22 protein-coding genes and 1 pseudogene are annotated in these 25547 nt (G+C 72.8%); 11 read left to right on the top strand and 12 right to left on the bottom strand.

Features of this window, described 5'->3' with window-relative positions; genetic code table 11:
* Positions 1-4 precede the first annotated feature (4 nt).
* Positions 5-1186, bottom strand: a complete 1182-nt coding sequence (locus tag AB0411_RS02870) for a L,D-transpeptidase family protein (RefSeq protein WP_366415383.1) — start codon at positions 1184-1186, stop codon at positions 5-7.
* A 500-nt stretch (positions 1187-1686) separates the two neighbouring features.
* Here AB0411_RS02870 and AB0411_RS02865 point away from each other — a divergent pair, with 500 nt between their 5' ends.
* Entirely contained in the window at positions 1687-2982 is a 1296-nt protein-coding gene (locus tag AB0411_RS02865; RefSeq protein ID WP_403145335.1) for a streptophobe family protein, read from the top strand.
* Positions 2983-3036: 54 nt separating this feature from the next.
* On the opposite strand, the gene AB0411_RS02860 is transcribed toward AB0411_RS02865, so the two are convergent.
* Positions 3037-3537 carry a MarR family winged helix-turn-helix transcriptional regulator gene (locus AB0411_RS02860; protein ID WP_366415381.1) on the bottom strand — a complete coding sequence of 167 codons (501 nt, stop codon included), beginning with the start codon at positions 3535-3537 and terminating at the stop codon, positions 3037-3039.
* A gap of 244 nt (positions 3538-3781) precedes the next feature.
* Here AB0411_RS02860 and AB0411_RS02855 point away from each other — a divergent pair, with 244 nt between their 5' ends.
* Both AB0411_RS02855 and AB0411_RS02850 read left to right on the top strand, forming a co-directional pair.
* Positions 3782-4147, top strand: a complete 366-nt coding sequence (locus AB0411_RS02855) for an effector-associated constant component EACC1 (protein ID WP_366415380.1) — start codon at positions 3782-3784, stop codon at positions 4145-4147.
* A 2-nt stretch (positions 4148-4149) separates the two neighbouring features.
* A complete protein-coding gene (locus AB0411_RS02850; RefSeq protein ID WP_366415628.1) occupies positions 4150-5289 on the top strand; it encodes a caspase family protein in 1140 nt (379 codons plus the stop codon).
* Here AB0411_RS02850 and AB0411_RS02845 read toward each other — a convergent pair.
* Positions 5286-5501 carry a hypothetical protein gene (locus tag AB0411_RS02845; RefSeq protein WP_366415379.1) on the bottom strand — a complete coding sequence of 72 codons (216 nt, stop codon included), beginning with the start codon at positions 5499-5501 and terminating at the stop codon, positions 5286-5288. The genes AB0411_RS02850 and AB0411_RS02845 overlap by 4 nt on opposite strands.
* Positions 5502-6013: 512 nt before the next feature.
* On the opposite strand from AB0411_RS02845, the gene AB0411_RS02840 reads away from it, so the two are divergent.
* Entirely contained in the window at positions 6014-7663 is a 1650-nt protein-coding gene (locus AB0411_RS02840) for a nucleobase:cation symporter-2 family protein (RefSeq protein ID WP_366415378.1), read from the top strand.
* Between the two features lie 81 nt (positions 7664-7744).
* Here AB0411_RS02840 and AB0411_RS02835 read toward each other — a convergent pair whose 3' ends face one another.
* Complete coding sequence (locus AB0411_RS02835; protein WP_366415627.1) at positions 7745-8386, bottom strand: helix-turn-helix domain-containing protein; 642 nt, start codon at positions 8384-8386, stop codon at positions 7745-7747.
* Between the two features lie 1027 nt (positions 8387-9413).
* Here AB0411_RS02835 and AB0411_RS02830 point away from each other — a divergent pair.
* Positions 9414-9671 carry a hypothetical protein gene (locus AB0411_RS02830; RefSeq protein WP_366415377.1) on the top strand — a complete coding sequence of 86 codons (258 nt, stop codon included), beginning with the start codon at positions 9414-9416 and terminating at the stop codon, positions 9669-9671.
* Between the two features lie 69 nt (positions 9672-9740).
* Here the strand turns inward: AB0411_RS02830 and AB0411_RS02825 are convergent, their stop codons facing one another.
* A complete protein-coding gene (locus AB0411_RS02825) occupies positions 9741-10310 on the bottom strand; it encodes a mycothiol transferase (RefSeq protein WP_366415376.1) in 570 nt (189 codons plus the stop codon).
* Positions 10311-10419: 109 nt separating this feature from the next.
* On the opposite strand from AB0411_RS02825, the gene AB0411_RS02820 reads away from it, so the two are divergent.
* A complete protein-coding gene (locus tag AB0411_RS02820; protein WP_366415375.1) occupies positions 10420-11151 on the top strand; it encodes a Clp protease N-terminal domain-containing protein in 732 nt (243 codons plus the stop codon).
* 40 nt (positions 11152-11191) lie between these two features.
* Here AB0411_RS02820 and AB0411_RS02815 read toward each other — a convergent pair whose 3' ends face one another.
* The 3 genes from AB0411_RS02815 to AB0411_RS02805 form a co-directional block, all read right to left on the bottom strand.
* A complete protein-coding gene (locus AB0411_RS02815) occupies positions 11192-12103 on the bottom strand; it encodes a sigma factor (RefSeq protein WP_366415374.1) in 912 nt (303 codons plus the stop codon).
* A 101-nt stretch (positions 12104-12204) separates the two neighbouring features.
* Entirely contained in the window at positions 12205-13005 is an 801-nt protein-coding gene (locus tag AB0411_RS02810; protein WP_366415373.1) for a maleylpyruvate isomerase family mycothiol-dependent enzyme, read from the bottom strand.
* Between the two features lie 117 nt (positions 13006-13122).
* Positions 13123-15093 (bottom strand): amino acid transporter, encoded by a 1971-nt coding sequence (locus AB0411_RS02805; protein WP_366415372.1) that lies wholly within the window; start codon positions 15091-15093, stop codon positions 13123-13125.
* A 285-nt stretch (positions 15094-15378) separates the two neighbouring features.
* Between AB0411_RS02805 and AB0411_RS02800 the strand changes: the two genes are divergently transcribed.
* Positions 15379-15858 (top strand): DUF4118 domain-containing protein, encoded by a 480-nt coding sequence (locus AB0411_RS02800; RefSeq protein ID WP_366415371.1) that lies wholly within the window; start codon positions 15379-15381, stop codon positions 15856-15858.
* A gap of 45 nt (positions 15859-15903) precedes the next feature.
* Here AB0411_RS02800 and AB0411_RS02795 read toward each other — a convergent pair whose 3' ends face one another.
* Complete coding sequence (locus tag AB0411_RS02795; protein ID WP_366415370.1) at positions 15904-16398, bottom strand: hypothetical protein; 495 nt, start codon at positions 16396-16398, stop codon at positions 15904-15906.
* Between the two features lie 122 nt (positions 16399-16520).
* On the bottom strand, positions 16521-19307 hold the full coding sequence (locus AB0411_RS02790) for a SpoIIE family protein phosphatase (protein ID WP_366415626.1): 2787 nt from the start codon (positions 19305-19307) through the stop codon (positions 16521-16523).
* 348 nt (positions 19308-19655) lie between these two features.
* Here AB0411_RS02790 and AB0411_RS02785 point away from each other — a divergent pair, with 348 nt between their 5' ends.
* From AB0411_RS02785 to AB0411_RS02770, 4 genes and pseudogenes are all read left to right on the top strand, one after another.
* Complete coding sequence (locus AB0411_RS02785) at positions 19656-20183, top strand: DinB family protein (protein WP_366415369.1); 528 nt, start codon at positions 19656-19658, stop codon at positions 20181-20183.
* 96 nt (positions 20184-20279) lie between these two features.
* On the top strand, positions 20280-21359 hold the full coding sequence (tsaD, locus tag AB0411_RS02780; protein ID WP_366415368.1) for a tRNA (adenosine(37)-N6)-threonylcarbamoyltransferase complex transferase subunit TsaD: 1080 nt from the start codon (positions 20280-20282) through the stop codon (positions 21357-21359).
* A 359-nt stretch (positions 21360-21718) separates the two neighbouring features.
* Complete coding sequence (gene rsgA / locus AB0411_RS02775; protein ID WP_366415367.1) at positions 21719-22858, top strand: ribosome small subunit-dependent GTPase A; 1140 nt, start codon at positions 21719-21721, stop codon at positions 22856-22858.
* Between the two features lie 129 nt (positions 22859-22987).
* Positions 22988-23243: pseudogene (locus AB0411_RS02770) on the top strand (VOC family protein); the annotation flags it as partial.
* 163 nt (positions 23244-23406) lie between these two features.
* On the opposite strand, the gene AB0411_RS02765 reads toward AB0411_RS02770, so the two are convergent.
* Both AB0411_RS02765 and AB0411_RS02760 read right to left on the bottom strand, forming a co-directional pair.
* Positions 23407-24138, bottom strand: a complete 732-nt coding sequence (locus AB0411_RS02765; RefSeq protein WP_366415366.1) for a hypothetical protein — start codon at positions 24136-24138, stop codon at positions 23407-23409.
* Positions 24139-24443: 305 nt separating this feature from the next.
* Positions 24444-24926, bottom strand: a complete 483-nt coding sequence (locus AB0411_RS02760) for a DUF456 domain-containing protein (RefSeq protein ID WP_366415365.1) — start codon at positions 24924-24926, stop codon at positions 24444-24446.
* Between the last annotated feature and the right edge of the window lie 621 nt (positions 24927-25547).

Here is a 25547-nt window from a genome sequence, read left to right as displayed (position 1 = left end):
CCGGTCAGTGCCCCAGCGCGCTGCGCTGCTGCCACTGCTGCCAGCTCTCCTGCCAGACCTCCAGGCCGTTGCCGACGTCGGTCTTGTTGGTGTTGGTGGTGCCCTTCACCTCGACCGTGGAGCCGATCGACAGGAAGTCGTAGACCTTCTTGGCGTCCGAGGTGGACATGCCGAAGCAGCCGTGGCTGTTGTTGACCACGCCGAGCGACTTGTTCCACGGGGCGGAGTGCAGGAAGGTCCCGGACGCGGTGAGGTGGGTGACCCACTTGGAGTCCAGCATCCACTCGCTGCCGTGGCCGATGGTGGCGGAGTCCATGGTCTCGGCCGCGTTCTTGCTGCGCACGGTGTGCACACCGCCGCGGGTCGGGTCCTGCGGGGAGCCCGCGGAACCGGTGATGGTGCCGACGCTCCTGCCGTTCTCGTACATGGTCAGCTGGTGCGCGGGCACATCGATGACGGCCTTGTGGTCGGCGCCGATGCGGAAGCCGAAGTTGTAGTCGCGGGCGAACCAGCCGCCGTCGTCACCGGAGTCGATCCCGGACAGCGCGCCCTTGACGGAGACCTTGGTGCCGGTGGGCCAGTAGTCCTTGGGGCGCCAGTCGATGCGGTCCTTGCCGGAGTAGTCCTTGACCCAGCCCCACGCACCCTCGACCTTCGGCTGGGTGGTGACCTTCAGGGCCTTCTCGATCTCCGCCCGCCGGTCCTTGGCCACCGGGTGGTCGAAGAGGATCGAGACCGGCATTCCGGTGCCCACGGTCTGCCCGCCGCCGGGGGTGTTGGTGAGCTTGTTGACCTTGTCGGCCCGCTCCGTGGTGAACTTCGAGGTGGCCGAGGACTCCGTGCCCTGCGCCGACTTGGACTTGGTCCGCACGGTGTAGGTGGTCTGCGGCTTGACCTTGCCGTCCGACTTCCATGACACGCCGTCACCGGCGAGCCGACCGGTGACCTTGCCGCCCTTGTCGTCCTCGACCTCGACCGAGGTGAGCTTGCCGCCGTCGGCCCGCACGGATATCTCCGAGCCGAGCTTGGCCGCGCTGGTGCCGGCGGCCGGGGTGACGGTCACCTTCGCCGCGGGCTCGTCCGCCTTCGGCCCGTCGGCACCCGGGCCGCACGCGGTCAGCAGCGTGCCCGCCGCTATCAGGGCGGGTATCAACCGGGCGGAGTGGCGGCGTGGTCCGGCGTACACGGGGGTTCCCTCCAGAGCAGAACGACTGACAGTGGCGGGGCACGGCCCCGTACGGGGGTGACCGTCGTGGGCTGTCCATGCCTCCACCACGTACAGGCAGAGGGGTTGTCCGCGTCCGCGGTTGTCCGGGGTGCCGGTGTATTAGGACACAGTTCGATATCGGGGCCACGGCGGAGCGCACCGCCGCGGCGCAGCGGCGAGGCGACGCGGCGGCGCACCGGACCGGCGGCACGCGGCGGCCCGCCGGCGGCGGCCCCCCACCGCCCGGCGGGTCCGCGGCGTCCGCAAGCGGGGTGCCGCGCCGGTGTCTACGGTGGTGCGTGCATGCCGCGCAGGCGGGACGCGTACCGGAACCGCCGCCGTGCGGTGCCCGTACCGGCTCGTGCGGGGCAGCACAGGGTGGCCGGCTCCGTGCCGGGCAGCGCACCGCGGCCACCGTGTCCTTCCAGGCGGACCGCCGGTACGCGGTCCCGTGACCGGCAGGAGAGAACGTGAGCCAGATGCGAGGCGCCGCGTCGGCCGGTTCGCCGGGCCCGGTACGCCGCCGTGGCGTACCGCCCGCCCTACGGGCCTGGGCGGAGGCGCTCGGCGCGGCCGTGGCGGGCATCGTCACCATGCTCGTGGTCGCCGCGCTCGGCCTGTGGGCGGCGGGCGCGGCGGACCTGCCCGGCGGGGCGTTCCCCTCCGTGGTCGCGGCCACCGTGCTGGTCGCGGCCGGCGGCTCGGTCGGCCTCTTCGGCGACATCGGCGGCCTGGCGCGGGCCGGTGCCGCCCTGGACGTCGTACCGCTGTCGGTCACGCTCGCCGGAGCGCTGGTGACCGCCGTCCTCTTCCTGCGGCCGCTGCGCCACCGGGCGGTGGCCGGCACCCGGGAACTGTTCGCCCGGATCGCCCGAACGGCCGTGTGCTGGCTGGTGCTTCTGCTGCTGCTCACGTTCGCCGCCCGGCACCGCTTCCGGGTCCTTGTGGGCAACGACCTCGCCGACCGGCTCGGCGCCGAACTGGGCGCCACCCCCACCGTCGGCTTCCGTGCCGATGTGCCCGCGACGCTCGGGGTCGGACTGGTGTGGGTGCTGGCGCTGCTCGTCCTGGCCTTCGTGGTCTCGCGCCGGGCCCCGCTCTCCCCGCAGCTGCTGCGCTTCCAGGACTCGGTACGGCCACCCGCCTTCGCGATGCTGCTGACGCTGCTCGTCTACGTCGCGATCGGGCTGGTCATCGGCATCGTCGAGCTCATCACCAAGGACCGCCCGGCCGACACCTTCGCCGCCCTGTTCCTCGGACTGCCCAACCTCACCTGGATGGCGCTGGGCATCGGCACCGGCGGCGCCTGGGTGGGGCATGTCGACAAGGCCATCGGACTGCCCCTGCCGCACGTCCTCGACCAGATCCTCCGCACCCACGGGAAGCAGACCCTCGACCTGGGCTCGCTGTCCGAGCACGACGGCCGGGCCTGGATCCTGGTGCCGGTGGCGGCCGTGGTGCTGCTCGTCGCCGCCTTCACCGCGGCGGTCCGCTCCCCGGCCCGGCGGCCGGCCTGGCGGCACGCCGTCGAGATGGCCGTCGCCCTGGCGCTCACCCTGCTCATCGTCGGCCTGCTCACCCGCATCTCCGCCCACTACGGGCTCTCGCTGATCGGCGTCGGCGACCTCGGCGGCGACCTGGGCGGCGAGGTCACCCTGGAGCCGCAACTCCTCCGGCTCGTGGGCGTCGGCCTCGTCTGGGGGCTGGTCACCGGCTTCCTCGGCAGCCTGCCGGCACGACGGGTACGCCATCCGGGCGAGGTGGGACGGGAGTAGCGGTACGGCGGGGCGATGCGGGAGGCGCCGCCCGGGGCGCTGCCGACCCCGCCCTCACCCCGCCGCGGCCTTCCCGCCCCGCTCCGGGCCGGTTCCGTAGTTCCGCACTTCCTCGGTGAGGCGCTGCAGGAGCGTACGGACGCCGGCGAGGTCGTCCCCGGGAAGCTTCGGGGCGATGACCCTGTGGGCCGCTTCGGCGCGGGCGGTGATCCTGCGCAGGGTGGTGTGCCCTTCGGGCGTCAAGGACAGCAGCGGGGAGGTGCGGTGGTCCGGGTTGGGCAGGAACTCCGCCAGGCCCGCGTCCGTCAGGTCGTTGGCCACGCGCTGGACCCCCTGCCGGGCGATGCCGAGGCGGCGGGCCGCCTGCGGCACCGTGAGCGCCTCCTCGGACACCGCGCTCATCAACTGCCAGCGGGCCTGGGTCTGTCCCTCGGCAGCGGCAAAGGCCTCGCCCGAACGGCGCAGCGCCCCCGCCGCCTCGAACACGTCCGCCACCAGCAGGGCCATCTCGTCGGACATCGTCGCTCCCGCTCCCTCGTCGACATATGGCAACATAATGCCACCTTGGCACTCTGTTGCCATGGTAGTCGTGCCTCACCCGGGCCGCGGGAACCGCAGCTCCGGAGCCGGTGAGGACCGCAGGGCATCCGGCCGGCGATATCCGGCCGCTGCAGGGCCTCCTCTGCGTCTGATTCCGCTCCCCGGCAAGGCCGTTGGGGGAAAGTGATCCTTTCCGGCGCGGTATGCCCGACGATGGTCGGACCACCGTGATCGAAAGTGCTGTGACGAGGGGGATGGCATGCGCATCGAGGTTCGTGTCGAGCCGGCGGACGACGAGCTGCGTTCGTTGCTCAACTGGCTTCGCAGGGACCCTGACCTCAGGCGTTCCGCTGTGTTGGAGCTGCGTGAGCAGCCCCCGCAGGAGGGCCGGATGGGGTCCGTGGCCGACATCGTGCAACTGGTCACCGACAACGGATGGAACGCGGCGAACTTCGTGCTGGCGCTCGCCGCCTGGAAGCGGACCCGTCCGCGAGCCTCCCGCGTCACGGTCCGGCGGGACGACCTCGCCGACGCCCTGACCGATGGCAGCGACGAACAGATCGCCCGCATCATCCGCCTCCTGGAGGAGGAGCGGGACGGGGGCGGAGAGGGCGCGGGGCGTTGAGCGTGCTGCCGGACCCCGGCGCCTCGGCGGCGGTGCTGATCGGGACGAGCAGCTACGACTTCCTCGTCGACCTCCCCGCCGTGGCCAACAACCTCACCGCCCTTGCCGAGACGCTCCGCGGCCCCGCGTCCTGGAACCTGAGGCAGGACAACTGCACCGTCCTCGCCGATCCGGTCGGCGCGGAAGCCGTGATGGACGCCCTGCGGGACGCGGCTGCCACGGCCCGGGACACCCTGCTCGTGTACTACGCGGGGCACGGACTCGTCGACCCCGAGGGCGAGCTCTACTTGGGGCTGCCGCGCTCCCGGCAGCAACGGGTGGAAACGGGGATCCCGTACAACTGGCTGCGCAGGGCGCTTCTGGAGGGGGCGGCGGAGCGCACCGTCGTCATCCTCGACTGCTGCTACAGCGGCCTCGCCCTCGGCATGATGGGGTCCTGCGACTTGGCTGCCCAGGCCGATGTGGAAGGGACCTACCTGCTGGCGGCGGCCTCGGAGACCCGCCAGGCCCTCGCTCCGCCCGGGGAGACGCACACGGCGTTCACGGGAGAACTGCTCGACATCCTGGGCAGGGGCATTGCGGGCGGCCCCGAGAAGCTGGATCTCGACTCCGTCCTCCGGCAGTTGCGCACCGCCCTGACGGCGAAGGGCCGTCCGGTCCCCCAGGGCCGGGGACGAAACAGCAACGGGCGACTCGCGCTCGGCTGGAACGCGGCCTTCAGCCGGAGCCCGCTGGGGAGCGACGCGAGCGGCGGCCCGGCCGAGCTCCGTTCCTGGCCGGACCCCGCGGCCGTCCACACGGCTCAGGGGTTCCTCGACGCCTTGGGGCAGGTGCGCATCGTGAGCGGACTCACCCACGCCGCCGTCGGCCTTCGCTCCGGCGGAGGGATCGCTGCCGGAACGGTCAGCGGTCTCCTCAACCGCAAGGACCTTCCCAGGGCATGGAAGACCACGGGGATCTACCTGACCGCGTGCGGGGTACCGGACGAGCAGGTCGACGGCTGGCGACGCGCCTGGGAGCGTCTTCGGGCGGAGGCGCCCGCCACCGGGCCCGCGAGCCCGGCGGTGGACCGCGGCAGGGCCCGCGGTGGACGCGCCGCGTCCGTATGGTCCCGAGTCGTCCGTCGCAAGGGCGGTGACTAACGGTCCGGATCGGCCTTCTCGTGATGGGCCGTTCGCTGCGGGCCGGGCGTCGCCTTGCTGTCCTCGCCCCCGAAGAGCGTGTTCCAGGTGGCGATCACCAGGAGCGCACCGACCACGAGCACCCACAGCGCGGGCATCTTGGCCCGTCGGGAGCCGCTCGACGGCCGTACATAGTGCCCCGCCCGGTAGTAGCCCTTCCTGCTCTGCGCCATGGCGCCCACACCCCCGATTTCCGTTTCACTGCATGTCAGCAGTGGAGTGTGCCAGGGGGACGGGTCCGTTCTCGGGCATATCGGGAACACCGGCTTGATCTTGTCGGCAATTGGCGCTCAACGTGTGTCCGCCGCCCCGCGCCCGTGTCCGTTCCCGCCTGGCCGTCGCATACCTCGCCGAGGCGGGGCAATTTCCCTCACCAAAACGGGATTTCGGGACATGATCCCCTTTTATGGGAGCGAACACGACGGGTTACTCGCGAGAAACGGCGCAGGTCAACTAAGGTGAACGCTCCGATTGGCCCGCCCGCACATTCCAGGGAAAGAGCGGAATATGCGGCGCTGATCGAAGGAAGTCCTGCCGAATCAGGACGCAAGTGCAGCGCAGGGCTACGTGGTGTCGGCGACACCGCCCGACGTCGGCTTTGTAAGACCCAGCCGGCCCGTCCGTCATCGGCACGCGACGGCGCCGGTTCCTTCTTATTCACCTACCTCCCGAAGGCAAGGCAGAGATGGCACGAGTCTCCCGACAAAACCCCCAGCAGGTCCACCCCGTCGACGAGGTGCTCCCCGTCGGCAAACTCACCCTCTACGGGTTCCAGCACGTCCTCGCCTTCTATGCGGGAGCGGTGATCGTCCCGATCGTCCTCGGGAACGCCCTGGATCTCTCCCATGAGGAGCTCGTCTACCTGATCAACGCGGACCTGCTGACCTGTGGTGTGGCCTCGATCATCCAGGCCCTCGGCGTCTGGAAGATCGGCGCCAGGCTGCCGCTGGTCCAGGGCGTCACCTTCACCGCGGTCTCGCCGATGATCGCGATCGGCATGGGCGCGGGCGGCGGGACCGCCGGACTGCTCGTCGTCTACGGCGCGGTGATCACCGCGGGCATAGCGACCTTCCTGTTCGCACCGTTCTTCAGCAAACTGGTGAAGTACTTCCCGCCGGTGGTCATCGGGACCGTCCTCACCATCATCGGCCTCACCCTCATCCCGCAGGGCCTCCAGGACGCGGCCGGCGGCGCGAAGCTGATCGGGCACCCCGGCTACGGCGACCTCAAGAACCTCGGATACGCGCTGGGCACCCTGCTCTTCATCCTGCTCGTGGTCCGCCTCGGCAAGCCGTACCTGAGCAGCCTCGCCGTACTGCTCGGCCTGGTCGCCGGCACCGCGGTCGCCTGGCTCCTCGGCGACGCGGACTTCAGCCCGGTGAAGGACGCCGACTGGTTCGGTGTCAGCACGCCGTTCCACTACGGAATGCCGAAGTTCGAGCTGTTCCCGATCATCGCCATGGTCGTCGTCATGCTGATCACCATGGTGGAGACCACCGGGGACGTCTACGCCATCGGGGAGATCACCCGCAAGAAGATCGACAACGCCACGGTCGCCAACGCCCTGCGCGCCGACGGTGTCGCCACCGTTCTCGGCGGCGTGTTCAACTCCTTCCCGTACGTGGCATTCGCCGAGAACATCGGCCTGGTGCGGATGTCGAAGATCATGAGCCGGTTCGTGGTGGTCGCGGCCGGCGGCTTCATGATCCTGCTGGGGCTGCTGCCGAAGGCGGGCAGCGTGGTGGCCGCGATCCCGCACCCGGTGCTCGGCGGCGCCGCGATCGCGATGTTCGGCATGGTCGCCGCGGTCGGCATCCAGATCCTGGGCAAGGTGGATCTGCGCGAGGAGCGCAACGCCCTGATCCTGGCGGTCAGCCTCGCCGCGGCGCTGCTGCCCAACGCCGTCGCACCGTTCTTCGAGCGGATGCCGGAGGACGTCCGGGCCGTCCTCAACAGCGGCATCACGCTGGGCAGCCTCACCGCCGTCCTGCTGAACCTCTTCTTCAACGTCTTCACCCGCCGCAGCACGATGGAGATCGACTGGGACGAGATCGAGGACGACGAGCCGGCCGGGGCACCGGGGCCGCTGGGAGCGCCCGAGCCGGCCGGCCCGCACGCTCCCGCGGAAACGTTCGCCCCGCAGGGCGTTCACCCGCAGCCGGGCCGCTACGAGCCGCAGGGCCCGTACACCCAGCAGGGCCGCTATGAGCCGCAGGGCCCGCACACGCAGCCGGGCCGCTATGAGCCGCAGGCTCCGCACACCCCGCCCGGCCCGTCCGGTCCGCAGGGCCCGCACACGCAGCAGGGCCCGGACTGGGGCGCCCCCGGCCGCTGAACCGCAGACGCCGAGCGGGCGGGGAGGGAACCTGATCCAGGTCCCTCCCCGCCCGCTTGTGTCCGTCCCCCGCCGCTCGCGTCAGTGGGTGGCCACCGAGTTGAACGGCGGCGCCTCGCCCGCATCCCCGATCAGGTCCCAGAAGTGGTCGACCAGCCGGCGCAGGTACGCCGAGCGCTCGGCCGCGACCTCCTTGAGCCGGGAGTCGTCGTTCCGCGCCACCACATGCCCCATGTAGCGCTCGGAGAACTCCGCGAACTCCGCGTGCATCGTGCGCAGGGCATCGCTCACCCGGGTCTTGTTCAGCGTGGTGATCTGGCTGATCGGCCCCACATGCCCCTTCCAGCGCCCGTCGATGGCCGACCGGAGATGCCCGCCCAGGTCGTCGTTGCGGCCCATCACCCCGATCAGCTTCCGCAGCGACAGTCCCAGCGCCTCCACCAGCGCCTTGGTCTGCCGGTAGTCGCCGTTCCACTGCTGTGCCGACTCGGCCGCCCAGTACATGGCCGGGTCCATGCCGATCAGCTGCGCCAGCCGCTCCACGCTCAACTGGCGGGCCATCCGGTGCTCGGCCAGCGTCCGGGGCTCGACGCCCATCAGCACCGTCGGCGGGCACCACAGGACATCGGCCAGGACGAACAGCTGCGCCTCGGACGGCGCCTGGGTGCCGTACTCCCAGGCCTCGATCAGCTCGGGAGGGACCGGCGCGCCGCACGCGGTCATGGACTGGGCGACCTGAGCCGTGCTCAGGCCCACCCGGGCCCGCGCGGATCTGGCCTCTGCGGGGGAGAAGGGAGTGCTGCTGTACACCTACGGGACACCTCGCTGCCCCCGGCGGACGGGGGGCGCTTTGGGGGGAGGGGACATGGAGGAACATCCAGGAGCGGGCAGATTAACAGATGGGCGATAGGTACGAATCTCCAGTTCCCCCAGGAGCCGAAGCCGGTCAAGGGGTGCGGAGTCGGATGCGCGGGAGATGTGCACTATCTGTCCGATTTCACGCATCAACTCGCTTACTGGGTATAGCCGAAGCCATATCCCTTACCGGGCGGTAGTAATTGTGGAGACCGCCCGGATGGCGGGACGTCATCAGAGCGTTACGTGGAAGAGGGCGTGGCGACACGGTCAGCGTCGAGGCCGGCGCTCTCGACCGGCCCGGCTCCGCGGAGCCGGACCACCATTACTGACATTCGGTCCTCCCCCCCCACAATCCGCTCAGGACGGGACCCTCATCAGGACGGGACCCTCATATGCGATCAGTGCGGGAACGCGCTCGTGCGTTCCGATGCTCGGAGACCGCCCCGGCAGCCGTGCGTCCGCGTGCCCCCGTCCGCTCCCGGAGAGGCGGCCCCGCACGGTAGCGACGACTTTGCCGGCCCGCCCCGGGGCGGCGGTCACGTCCTGGTGGCCGGCGCCCCCGGCCCCCGACGCGAACGGCTCACCCGGACCCTGTGCTCCACCGGCCACGAGGTGAGCCACGCCCCGCGCGGCGAGGTCTACCGGTGGATGGGCAGGCGCGGCCGGACGCCATCGCCGCCCTCGGTGACCGGGGCCGGCTCGGCCCGCGCGCCGCGCTGCCGCCGGCCGCGCTCGCGACGGCCGGTCTGTTCGCGCTGTCCCCGGGCTCCGGCCCGGAGGACGTCACCTTCACCTTCTGCCACCCGATCGCCTCGGTCCGGTGGACGGTGCTGATCCTCAGTATCGTCCACGTCCGCCAACGCGCCGCCCGGTACGGCTTCTTGACGGTTCGTTGGCTGACCCCACCGGACTGGTCGGCTACAGCCTCTTCATCTGGCACGAGCCGGTCATGCTCCAGAGCCACCGCGCCGGTCTGCTGCCCACCGCCCAGTCGGGCTTCCCGTGGGCCCTGTTGGGCGTGTGCGTGGCCGCGGTGCCCGTGGCGACGGCGAGTTACTGGCTGATCGAATACCCGGCGAGCCTGCTCGGCCGCCTCAAGGATCACCGCGGCCGCCCGCGGGAGTTCTCCCCGCAGCCGGCCACTCGCTGACCGCGGGCCCGGCGGCCGGCACCCCGTCACCGGAGACCGGCGCGGCGGGTGCCGGTCTCCGGTGGCGGGCTACTGCCCCACTCTGCCGTCGAGGCACTCGCGCAACAGGTCGGCGTGCCCGCAGTGGCGGGCGTACTCCTCGATCCTGTGCACCAGCAGCTCCCGGACCGCGATCCGGTCCTTGCCCACCCGCGCGCCCAGGTCCGGGTACGCGGCCAGCGCGGCGTCGGTCGCGGCCTGTTCACGTGCCAGATCGTCGTACGCGGCGTCGACCACGGCCTGTTCGGCGACCGCGTCGTCGAAGTCCGCGTCGCGCGCGCCGTACAGCTTCGCCGCCGGTTCGCCGTCGCCGATCCAGGTGCGCCAGTCCCGTTCCACCTCGGCGAGGTGCCGCACCAGGCCCAGCAGCGACATCGTCGACGGCGGAACCGTCCGGCGGGCCAGTTGCTCCGCGTCCAGGCCCTCGCACTTCATCCGCAGGGTCAGGCGGTAGTTCGTCAGGTAGTCGTGCAGCGTGGCGCGTTCGCCGTCCGGGCCCGGACCGCCGCTGTCGCGGGGGTCGTCGTCCGGGTCGGTCCACATGTCGGGGTGGACGGTTGCCTGGCTCCATCGCGCGGGTTGGTCGCTCATGCGGTGCATGCTCCTCCGCGGCGGCCCGGGCCCGCCACCGAATTCGTGCTCCGAGGGGCGCCACCCGAGTGTCAACCAAGGGTTGACACTCGCTCGACTGTCAACCTAGGGTTGCCTCATGGCTGAACCGACTCAGATCAACAATCCCGTCCGCCTCGACGACCTCATCGAGGCCATCAAGAAGGTGCACGGCGACGCCCTCGAGCAGCTTCAGAGCGCGGTCGTCGCCGCTGACCATCTCGGCGAAGTGGCCGACCATCTCATCGGCCACTTCGTCGACCAGGCCCGCCGCTCCGGCGCCTCGTGGACCGAGATCGGCAAGTCCATGGGCGTCACCCGGCAGGCCGCCCAGAAGCGGTTCGTGACGAAGGACGAGCCGGCGCCCGACATGAGCCAGGACTTCGGCAGGTTCACCCCCCGGGCCAGGAGCGTCGTCGTCGCGTCCCAGAACAAGGCCCGCGAAGGCGCTCACCCGCAGATCGGCACGGAACACCTCGTGCTCGGCCTGCTCGACGACCCGGAAGGGCTGGCCGCACGGGTGCTCGTCGCCCAGGGCGTACAGCTGGAGACGGCCGCAGCGGCCGCCGCCGAGGCGCTGCCGGAGCCCTCCGGCGAGCCCCTTCCGGCCCTCGTGCCCTTCGACGCCCGTGCGAAGAAGGCGCTCGAACTCACCTTCCGCGAGGCGCTGCGGCTGGGCCACAACTACGTCGGTACGGAGCACCTGTTGCTGGCGCTGCTGGAGCAGGAGAACGGGGAGGGCGTGCTCAGCGGGCTCGGCCTCGACAAGGCGCACACCGAGGAGCACGTGTCGGCCGCCCTGCGGGCGGTCCGGGACGAGCTCCAGGAGTAGCCGCGGCGCACCGGCCGGCCCGACATGCGCCCCCTGCCGGCTACCGGCGGCCGCCGAACCCTCCGGCGACGGTCGTCCAGCCGTCCAGCAGTTCCAGGTCGAGCCGGCCGATGCGCTCGGCGTCGGCGAGCAGTGCGACGGCCAGGACCCGGCCGTCCCTGATGGTGAAGCCGACCACCGCGCGGGGGATACCGCCCGGGGCCCGGACGAGGCCCACGGTTCCCCCGAGGAGAGCGGGGCGCGCGGCCTCCGCGCAGCCGGCGAGGGACTCGGCCACCGCCGCCGGGCCGTGCGCCGGGCGCGTCCCCGCCCGCGCGGCCGCGGCGTCGGTGCACAGCTCCACCTCCGGGTCGAGCAGTGCCGCCAGCGTCTCGACGTCCCCGGCACGCGCGGCGGCGAGCAGCGCGTCGACGACCGCGCGCTGCCGGGTGACATCGGTCTCCGGCAGGCCGGCCACGCTGCGCACCCGGCGGCGGGCCCGGTCGGCGAGCTGCCGGGTCGCGGCCGGGGAGCGGCCGACGACCGGCGCGATCACGTCGAAGGGCACCGCGAACATGTCGTGCAGCACGAACGCCAGCCGTTCGGCGGGCGCCAGCGTGTCGAGGACGAGGAGCAGCGCCAGGCCGACGGAGTCGGCGAGCACCGCTCGGTGCCCGGGGGCGACGTCCTCGTCCGCGCGGCTCCCACCCGGGGCGGGCCGGTGCGCGTCCCGGGCGTGCTCCTGCTGTGACGGGCGCGAGCGCAGCATGCGGAGCGCCACCCGCGCCACCGTCGTCATGAGCGGGCCGACGCGGTCCGGCGCCTCGCCCGGGCCGGAGCGGCTCAGCCGCAGCCAGGTCTCCCGGACGGCGTCCTCCGCCTCGCCCGTTGAGCCGAGCAGCCGGTAGGCCACCGCCCACAGCCGGGGGCGGTGCCGCTCGAAGCGTTCCGCGAGCAGGTCCGGTGCGTCCATCGGTCACCCGCCCTCGTCGCGACGGGCCGCATGCGCGGGCCAGGGGACCGAACCGGTGTGACACATGGGCCCCACGCTGCCACGGAGCGCCGGGGGCCGCCTCAGAACGCGGAGTGGGTGAACCAGCGCGTCAGCAGTTCCTCGTCGCCCGACGTCCCGACGGTGTCCGTGCCGCGGGGCGGGCGCCCGTAGAGGCGGAGCAACAGGTCCGCGGCGGGGCCCTGCACGACGGCGTCGGCGGGGCCGGCCGCCGCGTCCCCGGCCCGGGGCGTCACCTCGAAGCCGTCGGGCCGCAGGCGGACCAGCCAGTCACCGGCGGTGTCCGTGCACCAAAAGCGCAGGGTCTCCCCGTCGCCGCGAAGGTGCGCCACCCCGGGGGCGAAGGGGGTCGCGAACGGCAGATTGACCAGGAACTCGTCCACGCCGTCGGCCGCGAGCCCGGGGTCGATGTCCGTGCCGAGGCCCAGGGCGCGTTCCGCGTCGGTGCGGTGCACCAGGGTCTCGAACAGCATCCGCCGCATCCAGAACCGGGCGTGCTGATCGACCCCCCAGGCCCACATCGGGGCGTCCGGGTCGGTCCCGGCGAACGCGTCGGCGGCCCGGGCCGCGCTCGCCGTCAGCCAGTCGGCCCAGCCGGTGTCGTCGGCGGGCAGCTCCAGTTCCACCTCGCGGCTGCGCGGCGGCTCCTGGATGCGCTGACGCAGCAGGAGGGAGAACCACCGCTGCACGCTCCCGGTGTGCCGGACCAGGTCGCGGAGCGTCCAGCCGGGGCAGCCGGGTACCGGCAGCGACAGCTGCGCACCGTCCAGTGCCGCCACGAACCTCGCGGTCTCCGCCGCGACGGCGGTGCGGTGTACGGCGGGGGAGAGCGTCTCCCGGCCCGAGGCGTCCGGCGTGTTCATGGGCGCGGTATCCCGATCTCCTCGGCCCGGCGACCTGACCGGCCGGGCATCTGCGGGCAGCCTGTCACAGCCGGTCGGGGGAGCCGTGTGCGGGTGGCCGTGGGCGGGCCCCGTGCTTCAGCCGACGTGGACCCGCGGGCGGCGGGCCGGGTCGGGCTCGGCGCGCCGGAGGACCTCGCGGGCGACCGGGGCGACCTCGCCGTCACCGAAGACCAGGAACCGCAGCAGATGGCCGAGCGGATGGCCCTCGGTCCAGTTGAAGTAGACGTGCGGGACCTGGCCGGTGTGCTCGCGCAGCTGCATCAGCACGGCGGCGATGGTGTTCGCCACGCCGGCGCCCTCCACCCGCAGGATCTGCGCCCCGTACCGCTCCTCGCCCCTCACGTGCAGATCGGTGGTGAAGTCCGAGGAGTCCCTGACGGTCACTTCGAGGAACAGCACCGGCCGGCCGTCGGGTATGTGGGTCTCCTCGCGCTGGCTGTACTCCTTCTCCCGGTACTCGGCCTCGTCCCGCTCGTCGGGCTCGTTGGCGATGACCCGCAGCGGCCCGGCCGCCGTCGCCGCGCCGATCAGCCGCTCGGCGGTCTCGTCGAAGTCGACCTGTACGGCGCGCAGTTCGAAGGCCCGGTGCACCCGCGAGGCGAACGAGGTGAGCAGGATGCCGAGGATGAACAGCAGCGCGATCTTCAGGCCGTCCGGCCGCTCGATGACATTGGTGACCAGGGTGTAGCCGAAGACGAGGGTGATGGCGCCGAAGCCCGCGGTGGCCGCCCGCAGCCGCCGGTGACGGGCGGCGACGGTGGAGGCGAAGGACGCCGAGAGCATCAGCACCAGCACACCGGTCGCATACGCACCGCTCTGCTCGTCGACGCTGGCGTTGAAGAAGAAGGTGATGCCGAAGGCGGTGGCCAGGAAGATCAGCACCAGCGGACGCACCGCGCGGGCCCACTCCGGCGCCATGCCGTAACGCGGCAGATAGCGCGGTACGAGGTTGAGCAGCCCGGCCATCGCCGAGGCACCGGCGAACCAGAGGATGGCGATGGTGGAGAGGTCGTAGACGGTGCCGAAGGCCTCGCCCAGATACCGGTGCGCGAGGTAGGCCAGCGCCCGTCCGTTGGCCGACCCGCCGGCCTCGAACTCCTTCTGCGGGATCAGCAGCGTGGTGGCCAGGCTCGACAGCAGCAGGAAGCCGCTCATCACCAGCGCCGCGGTGGTCAGCAACCGGCGGGTGCCCCGGATCCGCCCGGCCGGGCGGGCCCCGGTGTCGCTGGCGTCGCCCTGTACCTGCGGCATCACCGCCACGCCCGTCTCGAAGCCGGACATGCCGAGCGCCAGCTTGGGGAAGACCAGCAGCGCCACCCCGACGATCGCCACCGGCGAGGAGTGCTCGGCGGTCATCGCGTCCCACCAGTTGCCGACCACCACCGGGTGCGCCAGCACCTGCGCGGCCGCGGTGCCCAGGACCACGATGTTCAGCGCCAGATAGGTGCCGACCAGCCCGACGGCGATGCCGATCGCCTCACGGAAGCCCTTGAGGAACACCGCCCCCAGGGCGGCCAGCAGCACCAGGGTGATCCACAGGTTCGCGCCGTGCAGCAGGGGAGGGGCGAACGGGTTCTCCACGACATGCGCCGAGGCGTCGGCGGCCGACAGCGTCATGGTGATGATGAAGTCCGTGGCCGCGAACCCCAGCAGGACCAGGACCAGCAGCTTCCCCGCCCACCACGGCAGCAGGCGCTCCAGCATGGCGATCGAGCCCTCGCCGTTCGGGCTCTCCTTGGCGACCCTGCGGTAGACGGGCAGCGCGCCCAGCAGCGTCAGCGCGATCAGCACGAGCGTGGCGAACGGCGAGAGCAGCCCGGCGGCCAGCGCGGCGATGCCCGGCTGGTAGCCCAGCGTGGAGAAGTAGTCGACGCCCGTGAGGCACATGACGCGCCACCAGGAGTGGCCCTTGTGCTCGGCCGGCGGGGTGCCGTGCGGCCCGGGGTGGCGGGCGGCCTGGCTGCTCAGTCCGTCCAGGAGCCAGGCACGCCACCTCTTGGAGGCGGTGGTGGGGGACGGCGTGGGGTCCGCCTGGACAGTGGTCATGCGGGGAGGGCCTGCCGATCATCGGTCGTCGTTGGGGCAACGAGGAGCGAGTATGCATCACCACGTCAGCGGCGCTGTGTCCCACCCCGCGCCGGGCGACATCGGCGGGTGCGCCCCGCCGTCAAGGCCGCGTCAGAAAGCGCCCGCTGCTCGTAGGCACGGCGTCAAGGACCGCACCCGAGCGCTCCCGCACCGGTCCGGGGCGCGCAGTCTGGCGGCAAGGGTCCTTCGCGGGTCCACCGGACCGTCCGGTCCGCCGCGGGGCCGCAGCAGGAGGTGTTCTTCGTGGCCGCCCTTCACCGCCCGGCGCCCGCACGCCGCACGTACGTCCCCCACGCCTCCGGCATCCCCCGCACCCCGCGCCTCCCGCGGGTGGCCGTGCCCCGTACGCGGCCGGTCCGCCGGACGCGGCCCGGCCCGGGCGCCCTGGCCCGTGACCTCGCGCTGCCGCTCGGCGCCCTGGGAGCGGCGCTGCTGGTGACCGCCCTGCTGCTGACCGGCACGGCGGCGCACGCCACGGCGGCGCTCGCGGTCTTCGCCCTGCTGACGGCCGCCGTGTCCCTGCTGGCACGGCCGGTGCTGGCGCCGGTCGTGGCCCTGGTGTCCTGGATGTTCTACGACGGCTTTGTGCTCAACCAGCGCTCCGATCTGGCCTTCCGGCCGCAGGACCGGACCGGCCTGCTGGTCCTCCTCCTCGCCGGCGTCACGGCAGCGGGCTGCGCCGCCGCCGTACGGGCGCTGCGGCGGCACACGGGCCGCCGCTGACCGGGCCCGGCCTCCGCTCGGCCGGCTCCCTTGCCGTCGCCGCGCTCAGCACCGGCAGCGGCCCCGGTGATGGTGCCCGTGGTAGCGCCGGCAGGCGTGCCGGTACCGGGCGGCCGCGGCCCGCTTCCGCCGCCCGGCCGCGCCCAGGAACCCGAGCCCGATGCCCAGCAGCCAGCTGTCCTTGGCCAGGGGGATCCCGTCCTGGGTCGGCCGCAGACTGCCCTCCTGCCGCATGCCGGGGAGGCGCAGATACAGGCCGAACAGCCCGCCGGAGAAGCCGGTCAGGCCCAGCCCGGCCAGCCGGGTCGGTACGAACGGCACCAGCAGGGCGCCGCCGAGGGCGAGTTCCGAGCACGCCAGCAGCCGGGTGAACCGCTCGGCGGGCATCCGGTCGAGGAACGGGTACGCGACGCAGGCCATGCCGTGCACCGCCTGTGCGGTGGCCTCGTCGGCCCGCAACTTCGTCAGCCCGGAATTCAGCAGGAACGCACCGGTGGCCAGACGAGGGGCCAGGTCACGCGCTTCGGGCAGCTGCACCACGGGGAGCCTCCATCATCAGATCTTCGGCCCCTTCACCGAGCTTAGCCAGGGGGCAACGGGGGTGCATCCGACGGCAGTCGCGAGGGGAGGCGGGGCACAGCAACGTCGTCGCAGGAACGTCCTCACAGCGCAGGAACGTCGTCCCACTGGTCGAGGATGTCGTCGACCGAGTCCGGCCCGGGTTCCGGCCGGCCGCCGTCGAGGGTCTGCTCGGTCCAGATGACCTTGCCGTTGGGCGTGTAACGGGTGCCCCAGCGCTGGGCGAACTGGGCGACGAGGAAGAGGCCGCGGCCGCCCTCGTCCGTGGTGGCCGCCCGGCGCAGGTGCGGGGAGGCGCTGGTGCCGTCGGAGACCTCGCAGATCAGGGCGCGGTCGTGCAGCAGCCGCACCCGGATCGGCTGGGCCCCGTAGCGGATGGCGTTGGTGATCAGCTCGCTGAGGATCAGCTCGGTGGTGAAGGACAGCGCCGCCAGCCCCCACGACTCCAGCGTGCGCAGACAGGCCGACCGGATGCGGGCGACGGCCGCGGGGTCGGAGGGCACGTCCCATTCGGCGACCCGGCCGGGTTCCAGCAGCCGGGTGCGGGCCACCAGCAGGGCGATGTCGTCACTGGGGTGTTCGGGCAGCATCGTGTCGAGCACCGCTGTGCAGATCTGCTCCGGGGCGCGGTCCGCCGCGCCGGCCAGAGCCGTCCGCAGCAGCTCCAGGCCCCGGCCGATGTCGCGGTCGTGGCCCTCGATCAGCCCGTCCGTGTACAGCACCAGCCGGGAGCCTTCGCCCAGGGTGAGTTCCGTGGTCTCCACCGGCTCCCTGCCGCCCAGGCCCAGCGGCGGGGAGACGGGGACCTCGGGGAACGAGACGGTGCCGTCGGGGGCGATCACGGCCGGCCCCGGGTGGCCCGCCCGGGCCAGGGTGGTCCGGCCGCCGACCGGGTCGTAGATGGCGTACAGGCAGGTCGCGCCGGTGATGCCGGTGCGCCCGGGGCGCGTCGGCGCGCCCTCGGCGGCGCTGTCCGCGCCGCCCGGCCAGGTCCCCTCGTCCCCGCCGTCCGCGCCGGTGCCGGAGTCCGCCGTCCCCGCCTCGTCCGTGTCGATATGGGTGACGAGTTCGTCCAGATGGTTGAGCAGTTCGTCGGGCGGCAGGTCGAGGGCGGAGAAGTTGTGGACCGCGGTGCGCAGCCGGCCCATGGTGGCGGCGGCGTGCAGCCCGTGTCCGACGACGTCGCCGACCACCAGCGCGACCCGGGCGCCGGGCAGCGGGATGACATCGAACCAGTCGCCGCCGACCCCGGCGCGGGCGGGAAGGTAGCGGTGCGCCGCCTCCAGGGCGGACTGCTCGGGCAGGGTCTGCGGGAGCAGGCTGCGCTGCAGGGTGACGGCCGTGGTGTGCTCGCGGGTGTAGCGGCGGGCGTTGTCGATCGCGACCGCGGCGCGCGCGGCCAGCTCCTCGGCGAAGGCCAGATCCTCCTCCTCGAACCCGCCGGCGGCCCCGGTCCGCCAGAAGTTGGCCAGCCCCAGCACCACGCCGCGGGCCTGCAGCGGTACGGCGATCAGCGACCGGATACCGGCGTCCAGCACCCGCTGGGTGTGCTCCGGGTCCGGCCGGCGCCACTCGTCCGACCGGGGCAGATCGTCCACCAGGACCGGGCGGCCGCTCGTCAGGGCCGTGGCCATCGGCGTGCCGGTCGCGAACCTGAGGACCTCGCCCACCCGGTAGATCGCGGAGGCCTCGGGGACCCCGCTGACCGCCAGCCGCCGCAGGCCGGTGCCCGGCCCGGCCGCCGGTTCGTCACCCCGCAGCACCGGCTCCAGCAGCTCGACGGTGGCCACATCGGCGAACCGGGGGACCGCGACATCGGCCAGCTCCTCGGCGGTCCGTCCCACCTCCAGCGTCGTGCCGATCCGCAGCCCCGCGTCATAGATCAGCTTCAGCCGCTCCTGGGCCACGCCCGCCCGGCCGGCCAGCGTCCGCAGCTCGGTGGTGTCCCGCAGCGTCACCACCGTCCCGGCGGGCCCGCCGTGCGGCGCCGTCGGCCGGACGTTCACCGCGATCAGCCGGTCGCCCGCCGGCAGCACCTCGTCGGTCGCCTCCCGGCCGGAGGCCAGCAGCGCGCCCAGCCGGGGTTCCAGCCCCAGATCGGCGAGCGGGCGCCGCTCCGCGTCGGTGGGCAGCGCGAGCAGCCGCCGGGCCTCGTCGTTGGCGAGCAGCAGCCGCCCGCCGCTGATGATCAGCACGCCCTCCCGTACGGCGTGCAGCACCGCGTCGTGGTGCTCGTACATCCGCCGCAGCTCGGCCGGCTGCAGCCCGTGCGTCTGCCGCCGCAGCCGGCGGCTCACCCACGCAGCCCCGCCGGCGACCACCAGCAGCCCGCCGGCGGCGGCGCCGAGCACCAGCGGCAACTGCCGCACCACCCGCTCGCCCGCCCGCTGGACGCGGATCCCGGCGGCCACGTACCCGGCGGTCGAGCCGTCCGGGCCGGCGACCGGAACCGTCGTGTTCACCGCGGGACCGACGGACGAGGTGAAGGTGGCGGTGCGCGGCTTGCCGTGGAGCGACGGCGGAGAGGTGCCGGCGCCGACGACATGCTTGCCGATCAGCCGGGGGTCGGGGTGCGTCCAGCGGATGCCCGTGGGGCTGAACGCGACGAGGTAGTCGACACCGGCGGCCTTGCGCGCCGCCTCCGCCCCGGGCTGCAGCAGCGCGGTGGGGTCGCGGGACTTCATGGCGGCGAGGGTGCCGGGCGCATGGGCGAAGGCGGCGGCCCCGACGAGGGAACGCTGACGGGCCTCCTGCATGCTCGCGCCCTCCGCCTGGAGGACGAGCGCCACGACGGCGGCGACGACCAGCAGCACCGCGAGGGCGAGCTGCAGCACGAACACCTGGCCCGCGACGCTGGGCACCTGCAGCAGCGAGCGGAGGCGTCGTCCCGGGGAGTGTGATGACGCGGAATCGTCACCCTCTCGCCCGAAAAATTCCGTCATGCCCCATGTCTAGCATTGTGCTCCGCCGCGGGGCGGACGGCCGAGCGGGTCCCGCGCCCCGCCGACGTGCCCGCTCCGGGGCGGCACCCGGCCGCCTTCTTCGTACCGCTCTCCTCGTTCCGACGGGTCCGTACGGAGGGGGCTGCCGGCCGCCGAACGGGACTCCCGGCCGCGCTTCCCGCCTTCGCCGCACCATCCCCCAGGGCCGCCGGGACCGGCTCAGGGACCGGCCCCTGGCCCTCGGCCCCCGGCCCCCGCCCGTGAAAGGCTGAGCCCATGGATGCCACACCGGACGGGCGGCCGATTCCGCCCCTGCAGGCCGATGAACGCGCCACGCTGGAAGGCTGGTTGGACTTCCACCGCGCCACGCTCGCGCTGAAGTGCGCGGGCCTGGACGACCGTCAGGCGCGCCTCGCCCCGGTGGCGCCGTCGGCCATGACGCTGCTGGGCCTGGTCCAGCACCTGGCGGAGGTCGAACGCAACTGGTTCCAGCGGGTCTTCGCAGGCCAGGACGTCCCGCCGGTCCACGAGGCGGACAACGCGGACGGTTTCACGCTCGCCCCGGACCGCGGAATGGACGAGGCCCTGGCCCGCTGGCAGGCCGAAGTCGCCCGCAGCCGTGAACTGACCGCCGGCGCCGCGCTCGACACCACCGGCAAGCTCTCGGAGGAGGAAGCCGGTCACGCCGGCGGCCAGGGCGTCTCGCTGCGCTGGATCCTGGTCCACATGATCGAGGAGTACGCACGCCACAACGGCCATGCGGACCTGCTCAGGGAGACCATCGACGGCGCCACGGGGGCATGAGGCGGTCGCGGGACGGCAGCCCGCGCTTATTGCATATCCTTCGCAGTTACGAAGCCGGCGCAGAAAGCTGGCCGCCGGATGCGAGAGGAGAACGGCATGCGTGGGACACCCGTCGTGCTGGGCATCGAGTCGTCCTGTGACGAGACGGGCGCCGGCCTGGTCCGGGACGGCCGGCTGCTGGGGCATGCCGTGGCGTCGAGCATGGACGAGCACGCCCGGTTCGGGGGAGTGGTGCCGGAGGTCGCGGCCCGCGCCCATCTCCACTCGTTCACGCCGGTGGTGCACCGGGCGCTCGCGGAGGCCGGGCTGCGGATGTCCGACATCGGCGCGGTCGCGGTGACCACCGGGCCGGGGCTCTCCGGTGCGCTCCAGGTCGGGCTGGCCGGTGCGAAGAGCCTGGCGTACGCGCTGGACGTGCCGCTGTACGGCGTGCACCACCTGGCCGGCCATGTCGCCGCCGACACCCTGGCGCACGGCCCGCTGCCCGACCCCTGCGTGGTGCTGATCGTCTCCGGCGGCCACACGTCGCTGCTGCTCGTCCGCGACCTGGCCCGGGACCGCATCGTGCACCTCGGCGACACCCTCGACGACGCGGCGGGAGAATGCTTCGACAAGGCCGCCCGGGTCTTCGGGCTGCCGTATCCCGGGGGACCGGCCATCGACCGGACGGCACGCGGGGGCGACGCGCGCGCCGTCCGCTTTCCCCGCCCGCTGACCGGGCCGCACGACGACCCCTACGGCTTCTCGTTCTCGGGCCTGAAGACCGCCGCCGCGCGCTGGGCGGAGCGGCACCGCGGCCGGGAGCTGCCGGTGGCGGACGGCGCGGCCGCACTGCAGGAGGCGGTCGCCGACGTCCTGACCCGCAAGGCGGTCGCCGCCTGCACCGACCACGGTGTCGGCACCCTCGTCGTGGTCGGCGGGGTCGCCGCCAACTCCCGGGTCCGGAGCCTGGCGGAGGAGCGGTGCGCCGCCGCGGGGATCACCCTGCGGGTACCGCCGCTGCGGCTGTGCACCGACAACGGGGCGATGATCGCCGCCATCGGGGACCTCCTGGTCCGTGCGGGCACCGCTCCGGCCCCGCTGGACGTCTCGATCGACCCGTCGGCGCCCCTGGAGTACGCCGCGCTGCACCCGACGGGGCACATGGACGCGGCGGCGGGGCGAACGGCGGCGTAGCAAAGGCGCGGAACAAGGGAGCGGGCGAGGGGAGGGGGACAAGGGAGCGGGCGAAGGCAACGGGCAGAGGGGAGCGGAAGAAGGGGAGCGGAAAAAGGGGGGCGGAAAAAGGAGTGGCACTGCCGCTCCGGGACGGCCTAAGGTCGGCAGTGTTCCGGACGGGACCCGAGGTCACCGTCGTCGGCTGTCGAGAAATACCGGGAGGTGAGGACCGATGACTGTCGCTGCGCAGGGCGCTGCCCGCGTCCAGAAGACCATCAACCTCTCTCCCGTGGTCTCCGGCTGACTCGACATCATCTTTCTTCTTCCCGCGCCTTGCGCGGGCGGCCGGGGCTGCTCCTTCCTGAAGGGTCATCCCGTTGTTGGACCTCGATTTCTCTGCTGCGCACCCGCTGGCCGCCTACGGCTGGGACGACGGGTTCGCGGAAAGTTTCACCCCCCATGCCGGGCGCGGGACGGTGCCCGGCCGTATCGTCCGCGTGGACCGCGGACGGGTGGATGCCGTCGTCGCCGAGGGCACGGGCGAGGGCGCCGGCGTCCGGACCGTACTGGCGGACACCGCGCTGGTCGCCACGAGCGACCCGATGCGGGTGCCGTGCACCGGCGACTGGGCCGTGATCGACCTGGAGAACGGGCTGACCGGCAGCCATCTCGACGGCGTGGTACGGGCGTTGCTGCCGCGGCGCACGGCGTTCTTGCGGTCCGCCTCCTCCAAGCGCTCCGAGGGACAGATCCTCGCGGCGAACGTCGACCACGCGGTGATCGCGGTGTCGCTGGCCGATGCGCTGGACCTCGGGCGGATCGAGCGGTTCGTCTCGCTGGCCTGGGAAAGCGGGGCACAACCGCTGGTGGTGCTGACGAAAGCCGATCTGGCCGGGGGGCCGGACACTCTGGCGCATCTCGTCGCGGACGCGGAGACCGCGGCCCCAGGGGTGCAGGTGCTGGCGGTCAGTTCGATGACCGGCGAGGGGGTGGAGGTGGTCACCGCCGTGCTCGCGGGCGGCACCTCCGTCCTGCTGGGGCAGTCCGGCGCGGGCAAGTCCACGCTGGCCAACGCCCTGCTCGGTGAGGAACTGCAGCGGGTGCAGGCCATCCGCGACCGTGACGGCAAGGGCCGGCACACCACGACCACCCGCGACCTGCGGGCGCTCCCCGGCGGCGGGGTGCTGATCGACACGCCGGGGCTGCGCGGCGTCGGCATGTGGGACGCGGGGACCGGCCTGTCCCGGACGTTCTCGGATGTCGAGTCGCTGGCCGAGGAGTGCCGCTTCCACGACTGCGCACACGAGGCCGAACCGGGCTGTGCGGTCCAAGAGGCCGTCGAAAACGGCGAGTTGCCCCTGCGGCGCCTGGAGAGCTACCGCAAGCTGCTGCGGGAGAACCAGCGCATCGTGGCCAAGACGGACGCCCGGCTGCGCGCCGAGATCCGCCGGGACTGGAAGCAGAAGCAGGCGCTGGGCCGCCACATGATGGAACGGAAGCGGGGGCCGCAGAGGTGAGGTAGCGGCCCGGGGCCCCGGGGCCTGTACCCGGGGCCGGGGCCGGCGCCGCACGTGCTCCGGGGCCGACCGGGGCGGGGGGGCTGGGGCCGACGCCGGGTCCCGGAGCTGGGGCGGGGCCCAATTCCGTCCGAGGAGGAGTTCGAGATCCGCCCGGCGCCGGACCGCCTTCCGGGTATGGACTTCGTCCGGCTCGAGGAAAGCAAGAAGGCCAAGAGCCGACCGCACCTCGACTCCAGGCCCCGACGACCAAGCCGCCGAGGTGGTCCGCCTGGAGGCGCACGGCGCACGGCGCGTGGACGTCGGCCAGGGCGAACAAGCGTGGGTCGTCCTGGCAGACCCCGAAGGCAACGAGTTCCGCATCCTCGGCCAGCGGCGTCAGTAGGACTGACGCCTGGACGGGGTGGTCGGTGGTGGGTGACCAGTGCGAGGGGCGCGGCCACGGTCACCCACCGGCCACTGCGCACCCCCGCCGGCGCGGTGCAGGTGCCGTAGCCGACTCCGGTGGTGGAGGCGGGGCACTCGACACCCTTCAGCTGCACCGACGGTCAACCATGCGGGTTCTCGGGCGTGGGCGGTGTGCTGCGCGTCAGGCATGGCCACGACGTCGGGGGTGGGCCGAATGCGCGACGACCGGCCCGCACAGCCAGGGTGGCGATGGCAGCGTTGGCGCCACCACCGATCACGGCGCCGATACCGAACGGTGCCACTCGACCGAGAACGATGATTCCCTGCTTGGTCCCGTACTTCGTGACGAAGTTCCTCCCCAAGATCTTGTTGATCTGACGCAACGTCTCGACAGGCACCTTGGCGACAACCTGACGTCCCCAGTGTTGCCCCGTACGCTCGGCGACCTTGGTGATGGTGGTGGAGCCGGTCCCGCCGAGCATGATTCCCATCACGATCGTTCGGCGGCGCTCGATCTCGTCGAGGGGGACCCCGTGGACTTCGGCGATCGAGAGCGCGTAGAGGGCGCTCAGCTCAAGAGATGAGAGAGTCTCGCCTGCCGACAGTGCCAGTGCGACTCCCGTGCCGACGCCGGGCGCGGCCGCAGTTCCTCCAACTGCAGCACCCGTCCCGGTCAAGGCGCTGACGTACATCCGCTCCAGATTGCGGATCACCTGTGCCGGTGTCGCCTCTGGGTTCCGCTGGCGGGCCCGGGCGATGTTCTTGCGCACCAGCGGGCTCTGGATGTCGATTGCCTTGTCCAGGAGGTCGAGGACTCGCTGCCCGCGTACGGCTGCTGCCGGAACCGGCCCGTCAAGCGCACCTGTTGCCATGCCTTGAACTCCTCAGGTCGTCACGTCCGCTGAGTTTCCCACTCGACCAGCCGAGTGGGAGCCGTATGGACAAAGCTGTCAACCGTAAGAAGAAGGGCAGCAAGGAGAGGCATCACCACTCGCTACGACAAGACCTCTGCCGGCTGCCTCGCCGGCTTCCACCTTCGAGCCGGTGGGCCCGACTGGCGCGTGGCGGCACTGTGGGGCGCATGGGCCCGCACCATCTGTGGCACCACGGGCTGCGGACGGCGGGGGAGAGATGCTGATGGGGGGGAGGCGGTGCCGGGGCCGGGCCGGGTGAGGTCTCAGCCTGCCGCCACCGCTCCCGCCCAGGTGCCGGCGACCAGGAGACAGGCGAACAGCTCGATCAGGACGCTCAGGCCGATGGCGCGCATGGCGGTACGGGTCGAGGCCCAGGCGTCGCCGTGGCTGCCGAGCCGGACGCGTTCCAGCAGGTAGAGGCCCCCGACGGCGCACAGCGGTCCGCCGATGACCGGGATCACGAAGAACCCCACGATGCCGGCCACGCCCGCCAGGAACAGCGCCCGGTACGGCGCGCCCGCGGCCCGCAGGTTGCGGACCGGCAGCAGCCACTTCAGCGTCTGGTTGAGGAGCAGTACGGCGGTCGCGCCCATGAGCACCACCCAGGCGAGGGAGGACTTCTCGGACAGCGTCCACCACAGGACGGCCGCCCAGACGATCAGCGGGCCGGGGATGCCCGGTACGAGCACCCCGAGCAGCCCCAGCAGCATCACCAGACCGACCGCGACCAACTGCCACACGCTCATGCGGAGGCCCTGTCACGCCCGGCCGGCCTGCCCGCGCGAGGCACGCACCGTCCGCCGGCCCGCTCGCCGCACGCGTTCACCTTCCGGCCTCACACCCGGCGGGCACAGACGCCGTGACGGCTCGTAGGCTGCACACTCTCATGGGCCCAGCGTGCCGGAAGCGGCCCGGAAGCGCTTGCCGGCCGGCCGGAGCGGGGGCAGTGGCCGGGGCCGGGGTGCCGCTTGGGCCGGGGACGTCGATCGGGCCAGGGCCGTAAACAGGGCCAGGGGCATCGGCCGGGCCACGGGCGTCGGCCGGGTCAGAGGGGTGCTCGCCCGCCGAGGAGGGGATGCCCGCCGGCCGGACCACATGCCCATCCGGCCGGGCCACATTCCCGCCGGATGGGCCGTCGTCAGCCCCGCCCCTCCCGTTTCACCCCGTCAAACCGACGACGCCGAAGGCCGGACCGGCCGACGTCCCCGGTCCTCCGCTCCACCGGGCCACCCATGACCTGCGCCGTCCGCTGAAGTCCTGCGGCCGGTCACCCGTAGGAGGCCGGCCGCCCGGTGGACGCTCTTTCGCGCCCTGTTTCGGCCGTGGTCGCGCAGGGACAATACGGCCCATGAATCAGCAGGGAGCCG

It is taken from the genome of Streptomyces angustmyceticus (assembly GCF_040701845.1).
GTDB lineage: Bacteria > Actinomycetota > Actinomycetes > Streptomycetales > Streptomycetaceae > Streptomyces > Streptomyces angustmyceticus_A.
The sequence above is the reverse complement of the archived record's forward strand: the minus strand, read 5'-3'. Positions and strand labels throughout refer to the sequence as shown.